Annotated in this window: 15 protein-coding genes; 11 read left to right on the top strand and 4 right to left on the bottom strand. The window is 61.1% G+C overall.

Features of this window, described 5'->3' with window-relative positions; all coding sequences use genetic code 11:
• Nucleotides 1-813 (bottom strand): crotonase/enoyl-CoA hydratase family protein, encoded by an 813-nt coding sequence (locus GPL81_RS12590; RefSeq protein ID WP_160106970.1) that lies wholly within the window; start codon nt 811-813, stop codon nt 1-3.
• A 342-nt stretch (nt 814-1,155) separates the two neighbouring features.
• Here GPL81_RS12590 and GPL81_RS12595 point away from each other — a divergent pair, with 342 nt between their 5' ends.
• Genes GPL81_RS12595 through GPL81_RS12605 form a run of 3 tightly spaced genes read left to right on the top strand, consistent with a single transcriptional unit; the run spans nt 1,156 to nt 2,999 of the window.
• Entirely contained in the window at nt 1,156-1,689 is a 534-nt protein-coding gene (locus GPL81_RS12595) for a tetratricopeptide repeat protein (RefSeq protein ID WP_160106971.1), read from the top strand.
• Nucleotides 1,690-1,743: 54 nt separating this feature from the next.
• Nucleotides 1,744-2,241, top strand: coding sequence for an RNA polymerase sigma factor (locus tag GPL81_RS12600; RefSeq protein ID WP_178122589.1), 498 nt, complete (start codon nt 1,744-1,746; stop codon nt 2,239-2,241).
• Nucleotides 2,238-2,999, top strand: coding sequence for an anti-sigma factor family protein (locus GPL81_RS12605; RefSeq protein ID WP_160106972.1), 762 nt, complete (start codon nt 2,238-2,240; stop codon nt 2,997-2,999). Before GPL81_RS12600 ends, GPL81_RS12605 begins: the two co-directional genes overlap by 4 nt.
• 24 nt (nt 3,000-3,023) lie before the next feature.
• Here the strand turns inward: GPL81_RS12605 and GPL81_RS12610 are convergent, their stop codons facing one another.
• The 3 genes from GPL81_RS12610 to GPL81_RS12620 all read right to left on the bottom strand — a co-directional run bounded on the left by GPL81_RS12610 (nt 3,024) and on the right by GPL81_RS12620 (nt 5,410).
• Nucleotides 3,024-3,296 (bottom strand): hypothetical protein, encoded by a 273-nt coding sequence (locus tag GPL81_RS12610; RefSeq protein ID WP_160106973.1) that lies wholly within the window; start codon nt 3,294-3,296, stop codon nt 3,024-3,026.
• Between the two features lie 109 nt (nt 3,297-3,405).
• Nucleotides 3,406-4,704, bottom strand: a complete 1,299-nt coding sequence (locus tag GPL81_RS12615) for an ATP-binding protein (protein ID WP_160106974.1) — start codon at nt 4,702-4,704, stop codon at nt 3,406-3,408.
• A gap of 4 nt (nt 4,705-4,708) precedes the next feature.
• The gene (locus tag GPL81_RS12620; RefSeq protein WP_160106975.1) at nt 4,709-5,410 is read right to left on the bottom strand and encodes a response regulator; all 702 of its coding nucleotides are present in this window, start codon (nt 5,408-5,410) and stop codon (nt 4,709-4,711) included.
• 259 nt (nt 5,411-5,669) lie between these two features.
• Here GPL81_RS12620 and GPL81_RS12625 point away from each other — a divergent pair, with 259 nt between their 5' ends.
• The 8 genes from GPL81_RS12625 (at nt 5,670) to GPL81_RS12660 (ending at nt 15,393) form a co-directional block, all read left to right on the top strand.
• On the top strand, nt 5,670-6,827 hold the full coding sequence (locus tag GPL81_RS12625; RefSeq protein ID WP_160106976.1) for an efflux RND transporter periplasmic adaptor subunit: 1,158 nt from the start codon (nt 5,670-5,672) through the stop codon (nt 6,825-6,827).
• A gap of 15 nt (nt 6,828-6,842) precedes the next feature.
• The gene (locus GPL81_RS12630; RefSeq protein ID WP_160106977.1) at nt 6,843-9,941 is read left to right on the top strand and encodes an efflux RND transporter permease subunit; all 3,099 of its coding nucleotides are present in this window, start codon (nt 6,843-6,845) and stop codon (nt 9,939-9,941) included.
• A 171-nt stretch (nt 9,942-10,112) separates the two neighbouring features.
• Nucleotides 10,113-10,754: a DUF1345 domain-containing protein gene (locus tag GPL81_RS12635; protein ID WP_160106978.1), complete on the top strand. Its 642-nt coding sequence runs from the start codon at nt 10,113-10,115 to the stop codon at nt 10,752-10,754.
• Nucleotides 10,755-10,828: 74 nt separating this feature from the next.
• Nucleotides 10,829-11,668, top strand: coding sequence for an AraC family transcriptional regulator (locus GPL81_RS12640; RefSeq protein ID WP_160106979.1), 840 nt, complete (start codon nt 10,829-10,831; stop codon nt 11,666-11,668).
• A gap of 52 nt (nt 11,669-11,720) precedes the next feature.
• Nucleotides 11,721-12,329, top strand: a complete 609-nt coding sequence (locus tag GPL81_RS12645; protein ID WP_160106980.1) for a LysE family translocator — start codon at nt 11,721-11,723, stop codon at nt 12,327-12,329.
• A gap of 120 nt (nt 12,330-12,449) precedes the next feature.
• The gene (locus GPL81_RS12650; protein WP_160106981.1) at nt 12,450-13,475 is read left to right on the top strand and encodes a LacI family DNA-binding transcriptional regulator; all 1,026 of its coding nucleotides are present in this window, start codon (nt 12,450-12,452) and stop codon (nt 13,473-13,475) included.
• Between the two features lie 168 nt (nt 13,476-13,643).
• Nucleotides 13,644-14,426 (top strand): sugar phosphate isomerase/epimerase family protein, encoded by a 783-nt coding sequence (locus GPL81_RS12655; RefSeq protein ID WP_160106982.1) that lies wholly within the window; start codon nt 13,644-13,646, stop codon nt 14,424-14,426.
• Complete coding sequence (locus GPL81_RS12660; protein ID WP_160106983.1) at nt 14,419-15,393, top strand: sugar kinase; 975 nt, start codon at nt 14,419-14,421, stop codon at nt 15,391-15,393. Before GPL81_RS12655 ends, GPL81_RS12660 begins: the two co-directional genes overlap by 8 nt.
• Nucleotides 15,394-15,421 lie beyond the last annotated feature (28 nt).

Below are 15,421 nucleotides of genomic sequence, written 5' to 3' on the forward strand. Positions count from 1 at the left end.
TCAATCCAGAAATTCGGGTTTCTGTTTGCTCATGTGGGCGGCCATGGCCACGCGTAAATCGGTGGATTGCAGCATGGCGGCGTTCCATGTAGCGACGTATTCAAGGCCGTCATCGATGCGATGATCGCGCATGTAGCTGATCATCTCCTTGGTGCCGGTGACGGCAATCGGCGACTTGCCCGCAATCTCTCGGGCAATGCCCATGACGCCGTCGAGCAGGCTGGCGGTGTCGCTGTAGACACGATTGACCAGTCCCATGCCACGCGCTTCCTCGGCGCCGAAAGTGCGACCAGTGTAAGCCAGTTCACGCAGCATGCCGTCACCGATGATCCGCGGCAAGCGTTGCAGTGTGCCAACGTCGGCGGCCATGCCGATGTCGATTTCCTTGATCGAGAACTGCGCGTCTTCGGCGGCGTAACGCATGTCGCATGCAGCGATCAGATCAATGGCGCCCCCCAGGCAATAGCCCTGGATGGCCGCGAGTACCGGTTTGCGGCAGTTATCGACGGCATTGAAGGACGCTTGCAGGGTGAGGATCTTGCGTCGCAGCAGACGTGCATTGCGCCCGACGTCTTTGCCCAGCTCATTGGCGACGCCCGCCAGCATCATCAGGTCGATGCCGGAGGAAAAGTGCTTGCCGGCACCACTGAGGACCACCACCCGCACTTCGTCGGTGTCGTCGATCCACTGGAAAATCTCGATGATTTCGCTCCAGAACGCAGCGTTCATCGAATTGATCTTTTCCGGGCGATTGATTTGCACATGGGCGATTTTATCAACCAGTTCGACGGTGAACGCGGTGTATTGAGACATGCCGGTGATCCTTTTAGCAGGCAAAAAAGAGGTCCGACTATACCAAGGCATGGAGGTGGGCAGTAAGGCCGTGGTTCGGCCAAAAACGGGACCGGTGGAGTGATGCGGTGCCGTTTCCGGCCTCTTCGCGAGCAGGCTCGCTCCCACATTTGAAATGCGTTCCCCTGTGGGAGCGAGCCTGCTCGCGAATGGTCGCGCCGCTGACCTGACGCCCCTTGGGCAAACCAAAAGAAAAAAATGAATAATTGGTCACGCAGCGGTGTTCAATATCAGGTGGTCACCGACACCCAACCTTTTCGGCCCGTTCGCTGTCCCAACCCCGATACGCGTGGAGCACTCCCCATGAATAGCCGCTACTCGATATTCACCGCCCCCTTGATACTCGCTGTCGTGCTGTCCGGGTCACAGGCATGGGCCCACGGCGACGATGACGCTCCCGCCGCTCCCCAGTGCCCCAGAGGCCAGGTCCTCGACAAGAAGTCGCAGAAATGCGTCAAGCAAACCAGCAATCTGGTGCCGGACGCCGACCGTACCGATTATGCTTATCAGCTGGCCAAGGCCGGGCGCTACGAAGAGGCCCTGGCGCTGCTCGACACGCTCAAAGACCCCAATACCGCCAAGGCGCTCAACTATCGCGGCTACGCCACGCGTAAACTGGGGCGCACCGACGAAGGCATCGGTTATTACCTCCAATCGGTCCAGCTCGACCCGCAGTACGCGAAGGTTCGCGAGTACCTCGGCGAAGCCTATGTGATCAAGGGTCAGCTGGACCTCGCCCAGGAACAATTGCAGCAGATTAAATCGATTTGTGGCAACACGAGCTGCGAGGAATACCAGGATCTGGCAGAAGCCATCAACGACTCATCGAAAACCTGACACACCGAATGGACGGAGGTCGTCATCGCCAGCGATCAGGCAATACGGGCAGAACTGGGCCAGCATCTGGCGCGTTTGTGGCGCTACGGCTTGCTGTTGTCCAGGCAACGGCATGTCGCCGAAGACCTGGTGCAAGCCACCTGTGTGCGGGCGCTGGAACGGGCCGGACAATTCGAATCGGGCACGCGCATGGACCGCTGGCTGATGAGCATTCTGCATTCGATCTGGCTCAATGAAGTACGGGCCCGTCGGGTGCGACATGGTCAAGGCACGATGGAGGGCGAAGAGGTGTTGTCGTTCGACGGTGAACACGCGGCGCAAACCCATGTCATGGCGGCGCAAGTCATCCGCCGTGTCGATGCATTGCCCGAAGCCCAGCGCGAAACGGTGTTCCTGGCCTATGTCGAAGGCCTGTCCTACCGCGAAGTCGCCGAAGTCCTGCAAGTGCCCATCGGCACCGTCATGAGTCGCCTGGCGGCTGCCCGGGGCAAACTCGCCGAATACCCGCCCTTGCAGTCCGTGCCGAACCCTTCCAGCGGAGAACGTCGATGAACGCGCGAATCCCGGACGAGCAACTGGTGGCTTATCTGGATGACCAACTCGACACCGTACAGCGTCAGCTTATCGACGCGGCCGTGGCCGAAGACCCGATGCTCGGCCTGCGCCTGCAATGGCTGAACCGCAGCAGCCTGCCGTTCAAGGCGGCTTACGACGAACTGGGGCGCCAGGCTCCGGTGGATCGCCTGCAAGCCATGCTCGACACCCTGCCCTCGCCAGCCCGTCCGACACTCAATCGTCGCTGGTTCCTCGCGGCGGCAGCCGGGCTGGTGGTCAGCGGTGTACTGGCGGATCGTTTGTTCCTCGGCTGGCAAACCACACAGCAGCAGGACAACTGGCGCCAATTGGTGGCCGACTACATGGCGCTTTATGTGCCGCAAACACTCGACCACTTGCCCGGCGACGAAGCCACCCAACGCGCGCAATTGCGAACCCTCGATGCACGCCTGGGCCTGGTCCTCACGCCTGCGCAGCTGACTTTGCCCCGCGCCGAGTTCAAACGCGCGCAAATCCTTGAATACGACGGCGTGCCCATCGCCCAGATCAGCTACCTCGACCCGGTCCATGGTCCGATGGCGCTGTGCGTCACCCGCTCCAACAGCGGCAGCCGGCATTTCGCCCAGGAACGTCGGCGCGGGATGAACATTGTCTATTGGGCTGACATGGAGCATGCGTGGATGCTGATCGGGCATAACCCGATGGCGGATCTGGAGGGTATGGCCACGGTGTTGCGCGCAAGGTTGAGCGCATGATGCTGTGACCTTCAGGCCGGTCGATCAGACAGGCCTGCTACCCGCTCCAGACTTCACAAGATCCTGCGCCTTCGGAAACGCCCCCAAAGAATCCAGTACCAATGTGTATTTCACCTTGTCGCCCACGAGGAAATGATCCTGCCCCTCAGGCGTGCGGTTAGGGCCGATCCTGACTGCCAGCCTGGAACAGCCATCATCCGGTACGACCATGGCGAACTTCGTCCACATGGAATCGACCCAGACAACCCTGATCGCGTTGATCGTCCCTTTGCCCATTCTTGTTGTTGGCGTTCCCATCTCCACCCTCCAGTCATCAGTGCGTGGCGCGACAGCCTGACTGCGTAGGGACAATGAAACGCCTAAAAGGAAAGGGTGACTACTGTCAGGTTTGACAGGTCGTGCTGCATCATACCGGCGTCGGCAACCACAATCGAAACCGCGCCCCGCCCAGCGGTGACGCCTCAACAGTCAGCGTCCCCCCCTGCGCCTCCAGCGCCCGCCGACTGATCGCCAGCCCCAAACCAAACCCACCGGTGGCGCGATCGCGGCTGCGATCCAGCCGGTAGAACGGCTCGAAAATCCGCTCACGCTCATCATCTGGAATGCCGATGCCGTCATCGTCCACCCAGATTTCGCAGCCTTTAGGACACACCTGCACGCCGATCTGGATGCGTTTTTCGCAGTAGCGCATGGCGTTGCGCAGCAGGTTCTGCAGGGCGCGGGCGGTCAGGCGCGGGTCGAGGGTGAAGCGTTCGAGCTGACCGTGCAGGAGCACGTCGATGACGATGTCAGGTGATTGCTCGTCATCGACGCTGCCCAGAATGCTGTCGATGAATTCATCCAGCGATACCTCGATCTGTTCCGGCACACGCGCCGGGTTTTGCAGGCGACTGTAGGACAGCAGTTCCAGCACCAGTTCATCGAGTTCGCGAATGTGATCCACCAGCCCTTGCAGGCGTTCGCGGCTGGCGGCCGGTAGATCGTCGGACAGGGCCAGGGCCAGACCGAAATCCAGGCGGGTCAGTGGCGTGCGCAATTCGTGGGAGACGGCGTTGAGCAGATCGCGCTGCTGGTTCAGCAGGTTTTCGATATCACCGGCCATGGTGTCGAAGACGTTGGCCAGGCTGCCAATGTTTGAGCTCGGTGCAATCTGCGTGCGTTCGCTCAAGTGCCCCTTGCCAAAACGCTCGGCCGTACCCTTGAGCCGTTCCAGATCGCGCCAGTGCGGGCGCAGCCACAGCAACAGGCAGGCGAGCATGGTTGCACCGATCAGCACGTTGATGCTCCAGTACAACAAGCTGACGTCCGTCGGATCCGGTGGCACCACCATTTGCACCACGGTGTGCTCGTCCAGCGGTGCCACCGCCAGGGTGCGCCAACCCCAGTCGCCGATGCGCACGACGTTCTCGCCACGCTGCAAACGCTGTTGCTCATCAAGGGAAAAAACAGGATCGTCATTGGCGCTGAGCACGATGTGCAGCGGATGAAACTCCTTGTCCATCTCCGCCGCCAGGGCTGGCCACTGCTCGATTGGCACCGCCTTGAACTGCTTCACCATGAGGGTTTGCAGGCCACGGGAATAATCGAGGTTGTAGGTCAGAAAGCGCTCGTGGAAGACCTTGATCACCAGGTCCGGCACCAGATAGATCGCCGCGCTGAACGAAACAATCGTCACCAGATACAGGCGAAACAGGATTCTGAACATTGTCTCAGCATTCCCACTCGGAGCGGCTGAACAGGTAACCCTTGCCCCACACCGTCTTGATCTTGCGCGCCTCGCCGGCATGGTCGTCGAACTTGCGCCGCAGCTTGGAGATCGCCACGTCCACCGAACGGTCTGTGCCGTTGAATTCGATGCCGCGCAGGCGTTGCAGAATCTGGTCGCGGCTCAGCACTTCGCCGGCGTGCCGGGCCAGCACCACCAGCAGGTTGTATTCGCCGCTGGACAGTTCCACCGGTTGGTCGCGCCAGGTCACGGTGCGTTCGGACAGGTCGATGCACAGGTTGCCCATCACAATGCGGTCGTTGACGGTCTGCGGTTCGCTGAGACTGCTGCGCCGCAGCAAGGTACGTACCCGCGCCAGCAACACCCGCGGTTCACAGGGTTTGGTGACATAGTCGTCGGCGCCCATTTCCAGACCCAGCACCTGATCGTGACTGTCGTCGCGGGCGGTGAGCATCAGGATCGGCAGGGTCGCGGAGTCCGCCCGTAGCAAACGGCAGACTTGCAGGCCGTCAAGACCGGGCAGCATCAGGTCGAGGATCACCAGATCCGGCGGCGTGACCCGCGCACGCTCGCGCACCTGATCGCCACGGCTGATGACGCTGACACAGTAGCCGTTGCGTTCCAGGTAGCTGGCGATCAGTTCGGCGAGGGCGGTGTCGTCTTCGACCAGGAGGATGTTGGGCATGGGGTGTTTCCAGCAAATTCGGTGGTGACCATTAGATCGTTATCGCGGGCAAGCCTTGCTCCCACGGGTCTTGCGTAATCCTGTGGGAGCAAGGCTTGCCCGCGATGGCGGTGTATCCGCCTGAAAAGGATTCAAGGATATACGCCCCCGCACACACCTGAGTAAAACCCTTACACAATTTCACACAGCGCCAACAAAGCTTCACCGCTACCCTCCCCGCCGCCCAGTAGGATGCTGGGGGTCATTATTGGGGTAATTCATGTCAAAGAATCTGCTTGCCAGGCTCAGCCTTCTGGCTCTGGCGTTGACGCTGAGCGCGTGCGACAAGGCCTCGACCGCCGAAGAACAGGCGCCACTGGCCACCGTGCGCATCGAAACCCTCTCAACCCGACCGCTGACCATCAGCAGCGAGTTGAGCGGACGCATCGCCGCGCCACGCATCGCCGAAGTGCGTGCCCGTGTCGCCGGCGTGGTCCTGCAACGCACCTTCCGTGAAGGCAGCGACGTGAAACAGGGCGACGTGCTGTTCCGCATCGACCCGGCGCCGTTCAAGGCTGACCTCGACAGCGCCGAAGCGGCATTGCGCAAGGCCGAGGCCAACGCGTTCCAGGCCCGGTTGCAAGAACAGCGTTACGCCCAGTTGATCGACGACAAGGCCATCAGCGGCCAGGACTACGACAACGCCCGGGCCAATGCGCGGCAGACCGCCGCCGACGTGGCCGCCAGCAAAGCCGCCGTTGAACGGGCGAAACTGAACCTTGGCTACGCCACTGTCACCGCACCGATTTCCGGGCGCATCGGCCGCGCACTGGTCACCGAAGGGGCCCTGGTCGGGCAAAACGAAACCACGCCGCTGGCGCTGATTCAGCAACTGAACCCGATCCACGCCGACCTCACCCAATCCACCCGCGAACTCAATGACCTGCGCCGCGCCTTCCGTTCCGGTCAGCTGAAGGAAGTGGGCCAGGGACAGGCCAAGGCCACGCTGATTCAGGATGACGGTAGCCTCTACCCGCTGCCGGGCAAGCTGCTGTTCTCCGACATCACGGTCGACCCGGGCACTGGCCAGATCATCCTGCGCAGCGAATTCCCCAACCCGGACCTCGACCTGCTGCCCGGCAGCTTCGTGCGGGTGCGCCTGGAGCAAGCGGTGAACCAGCAAGGCATCAGCGTGCCGCAACGGGCGATCCAGCGTGACAGCGCCGGCATTGCTCAAGTGCTACTGCTCGACGCGCAACAAAGGGTCGCCCGGCAACCGGTGGAATTGGGCCCGGTGCAGAACGATCGCTGGATCGTCACCGGCGGGCTCAAACCGGGCGACCGTATCGTCATCGAAGGCCTGCAACATGCGCGCCCCGGCGAAAAAGTGCAGATCGACGACTCCCCTCTTCCCCTTGCCCAGGTTTCTGGCCAGTAAGCAGGACGCTTGTTTATGCCGCAGTTCTTTATCGACCGCCCGGTGTTCGCCTGGGTGGTCGCCCTGTTCATCCTGCTCGCCGGTGCGCTGTCCATTCCGCAGCTGCCGGTGGCGCAGTACCCCGACGTCGCACCGCCACAGGTCGAAATCTATGCCGTGTACCCCGGTGCTTCAGCGCAGACCGTGGACGAGAGCGTAGTCAGCCTGATCGAGGAAGAGCTCAACGGTGCTGATCACCTGTTGTATTTCGAGTCGCAAAGCAGCCTCGGCAGCGCGACGATCAAAGCGACGTTCCAGCCCGGCACCGACCCGGAAATGGCACAGGTGGATGTGCAGAACCGCCTGAAAGTCGTGGAATCGCGGCTACCGCAAGCGGTCAATCAACAGGGCTTGCAGGTAGAGAAAGTCTCCGCCGGTTTCCTGTTGTTGATCACCCTGACCTCCAGCGACGGCAAGCTCGACGACGTAGCGCTCAGCGATTACCTGGCGCGCAATGTGATGAACGAGATCAAGCGTCTGGACGGTGTCGGCAAGGCCCAGTTGTATGGCGCCGAGCGGGCGATGCGCATCTGGATCGACCCGCAGAAACTGATCGCTTTCAACCTCACACCCGCCGACGTCAACGCCGCGATCGTCGCGCAGAACGCCCAGGTTTCGGCGGGCAGTATTGGTGATTTGCCAAGCCGTACCACCCAGGAAATCACCGCGACCATTCTGGTCAAGGGCCAGTTGTCGACCCCGGAAGAGTTCGCCGACATCGTGCTCAAGGCCAATCCCGACGGTTCCACGGTGCGCATCGCTGACGTCGCCAGAGTCGAGATCGGCAGCCAGGAGTACCAGTTTTCCACGCGCCTGAACGGCAAGCCATCCACCGCCGTCGGCGTGCAACTGTCGCCGGGGGCCAACGCCCTGAGCACCGCGACCCTGGTGCGGGCGAAGATGAATGAACTGTCGCGCTACTTCCCGGCCAACGTCGAGTACAAGATCCCGTACGACACCTCGCCCTTCGTCAAGGTCTCGATCACCAAGGTGGTGTACACCCTGCTTGAAGCGATGGTGCTGGTGTTCGCGGTGATGTTCCTGTTCCTGCAAAACATTCGCTATACGCTGATCCCGACCCTGGTGGTGCCGGTGGCGCTGATGGGCACCTTTGCGACCATGTTGGCGCTGGGTTTCTCGATCAACGTGCTGACCATGTTCGGCATGGTATTGGCCATCGGTATTCTGGTGGACGACGCCATCGTGGTGGTGGAGAACGTCGAGCGGATCATGGCCACTGAAGGTCTTTCACCCAAGGACGCGACCCGCAAGGCCATGAAGCAGATCACCGGCGCGATCATCGGCATCACCCTGGTGCTGGTGGCGGTGTTCATTCCGATGGCGTTCATGCAGGGCTCGGTCGGGGTGATCTACCAGCAGTTCTCGTTGTCGATGGCCACTTCGATTCTGTTCTCGGCCTTCCTCGCCCTGACCTTGACCCCGGCGCTGTGCGCGACCCTGCTAAAGCCGATTGCCAAGGGCGAGCACCATGAAAAGACCGGGTTCTTCGGCTGGTTCAACCGTCGCTTCGAGCAACTCACTGCACGTTATCAAGGGTGGGTAGCCTACGCGCTCAAACGCAGCGGTCGTTACCTGCTGATCTATGGGGTGCTGCTGGTCGGCCTGGGGCTGTGCTTCAGTCGCCTGCCCTCCTCGTTCCTGCCGGTGGAGGATCAGGGCTACACCATCACCGATATCCAGCTGCCTCCGGGCGCGAGCAAAAACCGCACGGTGCAGGTGGTCGAGCAGATCGAAGCGCACAACGCCACCGAGCACGGTGTCGGCGACAGCACGGTGATTCTCGGCTTCAGCTTCTCCGGCAGTGGGCAGAATGCGGCGCTGGCGTTTACCACGCTCAAGGACTGGTCCGAGCGTGGCGGCGATGACTCGGCGAGTTCGATTGCCGACCGCGCCAATATCGCCCTCAGCCAGATCAAGGACGCCATGGCCTTCGCGGTCTTGCCGCCACCGGTGGACGGCCTCGGCACCTCCAGCGGCTTCGAGTTCCGCTTGCAGGACCGTGGCGGCTTGGGCCATGACACGTTGATGCGCGCGCGCACCGAATTGCTGGCCGCCGCCGAGAAGAGCCCGATCCTGATGAACGTGCGCGAAAGTGCATTGGCCGAAGCGCCGCAGGTGCAATTGATCGTCGACCGCAAGCAGGCCAATGCCTTGGGTGTTTCTTTTGCCGACATCGGCAGCGTGCTGTCCACCGCCGTCGGTTCGAGCTACATCAACGATTTCCCCAACCAGGGGCGCATGCAGCGGGTGGTGGTGCAGGCTGAGGGCGATCAGCGCAGTCAGGTTGACGACCTGTTGAAGATCCATGTGCGCAACAACGCCGGGAACATGGTGCCGCTGTCGTCCTTCGTCCAGGCCAAATGGACCCAGGGTCCGGCGCAGTTGACCCGCTACAACGGCTATCCGGCGATCAGCATTTCCGGCGAGCCTAAACCGGGTCGCAGTACTGGCGAAGCGATGGCCGAAATCGAGCGCCTGGTTGCCCTCGGCCCTGCCGGGCTGGGTCAGGAATGGACCGGCCTGTCGTTGCAGGAACGCTTGTCCGGCAGTCAGGCGCCGATCCTGCTGGGGTTGTCGCTGCTGATCGTGTTCCTGTGCCTGGCGGCGTTGTACGAGAGCTGGTCGATCCCGACCTCGGTGCTGCTGGTGGTGCCGCTGGGTGTGCTCGGCGCGGTGCTGGCCGTGACTTTCCGCGGCATGCCCAACGACGTGTTCTTCAAGGTCGGGCTGATCACCATCATTGGCCTGTCGGCGAAAAACGCGATCCTGATCATCGAATTCGCCAAGAGCCTGGTCGACGAAGGCCACGATCTGATCGACGCCACCCTGCAAGCCGCTCGCTTGCGTCTGCGGCCAATCGTCATGACCTCCCTGGCGTTCATCCTCGGCGTGGTACCACTGGCCATCGCCACCGGCGCCAGCTCGGCCAGCCAACAAGCTATCGGCACCGGGGTAATCGGCGGGATGATCACCGCCACCCTGGCGGTAATATTCGTACCGGTGTTTTTTGTGGTGGTGATGAAGCTCGTTCACAAACGCCACAAAACTACCTGACCAAAACACATCCCCCTGTAGGAGCTGGCTTGCCAGCGAAGGCGACCTCGAGAACGATGCAATATTCGAGGCACTCTTCGCCGGCAAGCCGGCTCCTACAGGGGGCGATTGTGGTCACATCAGTCCCCACTGGGCTAAGGTGTTTGCAATACCCCGACCCATCGAGCCCCCATGCCCTACCTCACCCACACCCACCCTCGTCTCTCCGCCGCCACGACACTAGGCATCGCCGCAGGCATCCTGATTCCCGCCGACTCCATCATCGGCAAAATCCTCATCGGCTGGAACACCGGGGTCTGGACCTATCTGGTGCTGATGCTTTGGCTCACCGTGCGCTCCAAAGCAACGGATGTGAAACGCATTGCCGAGATCGAAGACGAAAATGCGGGGTTGGTGCTGCTCGTGGTGTGCATTGCGGCGCTTGCCAGCCTGGCCACCATCACCTTCGAACTCGCCGGCAGCAAAGACCTGGAAACCACCCGCAAGCTGCTGCATTACGGTTTTACCGCACTGACGGTGATCGGTTCATGGCTGCTGATCGGGGTGATTTTCAGCGTGCACTACGCGCGGTTGTTTTATACCTGGAACGGCAAGGACCCGGCGCTGCGTTTCGCCGAGGGTTTGACTACGCCCAATTACTGGGACTTTCTGTACTTTTCGTTCACTCTCAGTGTGGCGGTGCAAACCTCGGACGTTGGCGTCGCGACACGGGAATTGCGCAAGATTGTACTGGCGCAGTCGCTGATCGGTTTTTTGTTCAATACAGCGATACTCGGATTCTCGATCAACATCGCCGCCGGGCTGTTCAACTGATCCGTGCACAAACGTTCTAGTCATCGGCCCTGCGCGGGCGTTAAATGGATCGGCAATCCTCCCGCAGGTGCTGCATGAACGCTCATAACTGGATCGACCTGAAACAGGACGCCGACACCGGCATCGAGACCCTGCGCGCGCATTTCCAGGGGCATGCCTACGATCCGCACTGGCATGACAGTTACCTGGTGGGGTTCACCGAACAAGGAGTGCAGCAGTTCAACTGTCGGCGAGCGAAACACCAGAGCACACCGGGCAAGGTGTTTTTGCTGGAGCCGGGTGACATCCACGATGGTGAGGCGCCGACCGACGACGGCTTCACGTATCGCATGCTGTATATCGATCCGCAGTGGCTGACGCGTGAACTCGGCGCGGTGTTCGACAAGGCCCCAGACAACAGCGAATTGAGTTTTGCCAACACGCTCACCACCGACCTGCCACTGGCCCATGCCACTGCATTGGCTTTTGAAACTCTGCATAGGGGTGAGCTGAAAATCGTCCGCCAAACAGCCCTTGATGCCTTGCTTGAGGGGCTGACCCGCCACCTGCACTGGCGCACCCGCTATGACCAGGACCCGCGCCTGCCGTTGGTGGCGCAGAAGGCGCGGGAGTATCTGCACGCCAATGCGCAATACGACATCGGCCTCGACCAGTTGGCCGCCGTCACCGGCGTCGATCGCTTCCGCCTGACCCGCGCGTTCAAGGCGGCTTATGGCATGGCGCCCCACGCTTATCTTGTGCAGTTACGACTGGCCACCGCACGGCGAATGTTGTCCCAAGGCGAACAGCCAACGACTGTAGCGATGACGTTGGGTTTCGCCGATCAGAGCCATTTGGGCCGCTGGTTCGTGCGCGCTTACGGTCTGACACCCGCGCTGTACCGCAAGCGTTGCTCAAATCTTCCAGACAGTTAACCCGGCACCAGTGAAGATCGATTTCACTGATCTTCACTGGAGTTTGCCCGCAATGCTGTCCTCTTTCCCGACGTTCATTCCCTTTTTGTTGTTTGCCTTCGTGGCCGCGATCACCCCGGGGCCGACCAATATTCTGGTGCTGAGCAACAGTGCGCGATTCGGCCTGTTAGCCGCCGTGCCGATCATCCTGGGCGCCTGTGTCAGCGCAGCGCTCCTTGTGCTGGTGGTGGGCATGGGCGCCGGCTCTTCGCTCACTCAATGGCCCCTGTTACAGAGGGTCATGCAATGGGCCGGTGTAGCGTGGTTGAGTTATCTCGCATGGCAGATTTTCCGCACGCCGGCCATCGCGATCAGCGCGCAAATAACCGGCGCCCGACTTGGTGTCTTGGGCGCCGCCAGCCTGCAATGGATCAACCCGAAAACCTGGATGATGGCGCTGGCCGTGGTCAGCGTTTTCGCTGGTGCCGGTGAGGAACGGCTGATGCATGTGCTGTACCTGTCCATGGCGTTTTTCCTGATCTCGCTACCATGTCTCGGTGTCTGGGCGTTGCTCGGTGCAGGCTCCAGTCGCTGGTTGCGCTCACCCCGCGCCATGCAGTGGTTCAATCGCTGCATGGCCCTGCTGTTGCTGGGTTCGGCATGGTTGAGCGTTTTGGCTTAAGCCCATTTGTCGGACGATCGCTAACGCGGGGCTTGACGGCGAATCGGCTTTTGGTGTCTTCTGAAACCGGTTTCAGTGCAACGCACAGACCTTATAAATCCAATAACAAGGTTTCAGCCCGTGAACGATTTCTCCGCCGCCCAACGCAGCCGCGTCACCATGCTCGATGTCGCCGAACACGCCAAGGTCTCCAAGGCCAGCGTCTCGCGGTTCATCGGCGAAGACCGTGCCCTGCTCTCCGATGCCATTGCCCAACGCATCCAACAGGCGATTGCCGAGTTGGGCTACCGCCCGAACCAGATGGCGCGCGGCCTGAAACGTGGACGCACCCGCCTGATCGGCATGCTCGTCGCCGATATCCGTAACCCCTATTCGATTGCCGTGATGCACGGGGTGGAAACAGCCTGCCGTCAGCACGGCTACAGCCTGGTGGTGTGCAACACCGACCGCGACGACGAGCAGGAACGCCAGCACCTGGCGCTGCTGCGTTCGTACAATATCGAAGGCCTGATCGTGAACACCCTCGGCCACCACCGTGACGAATTGCACGAACTGCACCGGGAAATGCCCCTGGTGCTGGTGGATCGCAAGGTCGAAAACCTTGAAAGCGACATGGTCGGGCTGGATAACCCGCAGGCGGTCGACATGGCCCTCAATCATCTTGAAGAGCGTGGCTATCGTGACGTACTGATGGTGAGCGAGCCGTTCGATGGCACCAGTTCCCGAATAGAACGGGTGAGCCGTTTCAAAGAGCTGATCGCACAACGGCCGACGCTGAACGGGATGGTTATCGAAACCGGCTGCGAATTGACTGCAAAGCTCAAAGCCTTCCTCGACTCACCCGGCCCCGGACCGAAAGCGCTGTTTTGCGCCAACGGCATTGCGGCGCTGGCCAGTACCCATGCGCTACGGGAACTCCAGTGCAATCTGTTCGAAGACGTGGGCCTGATTGCCCTCGATGACCTGGATTGGTATCCGCTGGTGGGTAGCGGCATTACTGCCCTCGCCCAGCCGACTGCTGAAATTGGCGCGAGTGCGTTTGAGTGTTTGCTCAAGCGTTTGCGTGCGGATGACGGGCCGGTGCGGACCCTGGATTTTGCGGCGCGGTTGATTGTTCGGGGATCGACTCTTGGAAATTCTCGGTGAATGTACCGGCCTCATCGCGAGCAAGCTTTGCTCCTACAGGGTTCGGGTTGAGCACTTCATTTGCGCACGCCACGATTCCGTAGGAGCAAAGCTTGCTCGCGATGAGGCCCGAAGATCACCCCTATTTTTTTGAACAAAAATGAAACCGGTTTCAGAGGTAGAAGAACAATGAACAAACCCGCCGTTTCCATCAGCCTCTCCAGCTACGGCGCCGACCTGGTACGCCAACGCGGCCAGGGCAGTTTCATCGATGTGCTGGCCGCCGCCGGCGCTACGCACATCGAATGGCGCGAAGAATTGCTGACCGGTGAAGCGCCAGAGCAACTGGCCAATGCAACACAGGACAAAGGGCTGGAAAGCGTGTACTCCTCACCCATGGAACTGTGGCTGGCCGGCCAATCGAAACCCAACCTCGAGTTGATGAGCGCCCTGCAACGCGCCCGGGCGTTCGGCGCCAAATGGCTCAAGGTTTCCCTGGGCTACTTCACCGACAACAATGACCTGCAAACCCTTGCACGCATCCTCGCACACAGCCCTGTGCAACTACTGGTGGAGAACGACCAGACCTTGCACGGCGGCCGCATCGAACCCTTCCAACGCTTTTTCAATGAAGTCGAGCAGCACAAACTGCCGATCAAGATGACCTTCGATATCGGCAACTGGCATTGGCAGGATCAATCCGCCGCCAGCGCCGCGCGTCTCCTCGGTCGCCATGTGGGCTATGTGCATTGCAAGGCTGTATCGCGCCGGGCCGACGGCAAACTGATCGCCATACCGCCTGCCGCCAGTGACCTGCATCAGTGGGAACAACTGCTGCGGCACATGGCCCACGACGTGATGCGGGCTGCGGAATATCCGCTGCAGGGTGACGATCTGGTGCAGCTCACCCGCGAGCATGTCGCGGTCCTCTCAGGCCTTGGTCAACCACATCTGGAGCGCGCTCATGTCTGAGATCGATATCCTCTCGTTCGGCGAAACCATGGCCATGTTCGTCGCCGATCAGAACGGCGACCTGTCCAACGTCGAGCACTTTCACAAGCGCATTGCCGGGGCGGACAGCAACGTCGCCATCGGCTTGTCCCGCCTGGGTTTCAAGGTGACTTGGCTGAGCCGGGTCGGCGATGACTCTTTGGGTCGGTTCGTGGTCGATACGCTGAAAAAAGAAGGCCTCGATTGCAGCAATGTCATTACCGACACTGCCCACCCCACCGGCTTTCAGCTCAAGTCCCGTACCGATGATGGCGACGACCCGGTGGTGGAGTACTTCCGGCGCGGCTCGGCGGCGAGTCACCTGTCGCCGCAATCGATCATCCCCAAACTGCTCAAGGCCCGGCACCTGCACGCCACGGGCATTCCGCCTGCTTTGTCCTCCACTGCGCGGGAAATGTCCTTCGAACTGATGACGCGCATGCGTGATGCAGGGCGCAGCGTCTCTTTCGACCCGAACCTGCGCCCCAGCCTGTGGGCCAGCACGCAGCAAATGATCACCGAGATCAACCGCCTCGCCGCCCTCGCCCATTGGGTGCTGCCTGGCTTGAGTGAAGGCCGTTTGCTGACCGGTTTCGAAGACCCCGCCGACATCGCCGCGTTTTACCTCGAGCAAGGCGCCGAAGCGGTGGCGATCAAGCTTGGCCCGCACGGAGCCTACTACCGCACTCAGCTGGATGAAGGCTTCGTCGCGGGCGTGCCAGTAGAAAGGGTGATCGACACCGTGGGCGCCGGCGACGGGTTTGCAGTCGGCCTGATCAGTGCACTGCTGGAAAACCAGAGCATTGCCGGCGCCGTGAAGCGCGCCAACTGGATTGGTAGTCGGGCAGTGCAAAGTCGGGGGGATATGGAGGGGTTGCCGACCCGGTCCGAGATGTCCATCGAATTCGAGGCCGCCAATCGCGAGCAAGCTTTGCTCCCACAGGTCTAACACACTTCCTGTGGGAGCAAGGCTTGCC

The sequence above is a fragment of the Pseudomonas izuensis genome (assembly GCF_009861505.1).
Lineage (GTDB): Bacteria > Pseudomonadota > Gammaproteobacteria > Pseudomonadales > Pseudomonadaceae > Aquipseudomonas > Aquipseudomonas izuensis.

Coding starts and splice junctions, on each gene's coding strand:
- GPL81_RS12590 (WP_160106970.1), bottom strand. CDS start 813: ATGTCTCAATACACCGCGTTCACCGTCGAACTGGTTGATAAAATCGCC.
- GPL81_RS12595 (WP_160106971.1), top strand. CDS start 1,156: ATGAATAGCCGCTACTCGATATTCACCGCCCCCTTGATACTCGCTGTC.
- GPL81_RS12605 (WP_160106972.1), top strand. CDS start 2,238: ATGAACGCGCGAATCCCGGACGAGCAACTGGTGGCTTATCTGGATGAC.
- GPL81_RS12610 (WP_160106973.1), bottom strand. CDS start 3,296: ATGGGAACGCCAACAACAAGAATGGGCAAAGGGACGATCAACGCGATC.
- GPL81_RS12615 (WP_160106974.1), bottom strand. CDS start 4,704: ATGTTCAGAATCCTGTTTCGCCTGTATCTGGTGACGATTGTTTCGTTC.
- GPL81_RS12620 (WP_160106975.1), bottom strand. CDS start 5,410: ATGCCCAACATCCTCCTGGTCGAAGACGACACCGCCCTCGCCGAACTG.
- GPL81_RS12625 (WP_160106976.1), top strand. CDS start 5,670: ATGTCAAAGAATCTGCTTGCCAGGCTCAGCCTTCTGGCTCTGGCGTTG.
- GPL81_RS12630 (WP_160106977.1), top strand. CDS start 6,843: ATGCCGCAGTTCTTTATCGACCGCCCGGTGTTCGCCTGGGTGGTCGCC.
- GPL81_RS12635 (WP_160106978.1), top strand. CDS start 10,113: ATGCCCTACCTCACCCACACCCACCCTCGTCTCTCCGCCGCCACGACA.
- GPL81_RS12640 (WP_160106979.1), top strand. CDS start 10,829: ATGAACGCTCATAACTGGATCGACCTGAAACAGGACGCCGACACCGGC.
- GPL81_RS12645 (WP_160106980.1), top strand. CDS start 11,721: ATGCTGTCCTCTTTCCCGACGTTCATTCCCTTTTTGTTGTTTGCCTTC.
- GPL81_RS12655 (WP_160106982.1), top strand. CDS start 13,644: ATGAACAAACCCGCCGTTTCCATCAGCCTCTCCAGCTACGGCGCCGAC.
- GPL81_RS12660 (WP_160106983.1), top strand. CDS start 14,419: ATGTCTGAGATCGATATCCTCTCGTTCGGCGAAACCATGGCCATGTTC.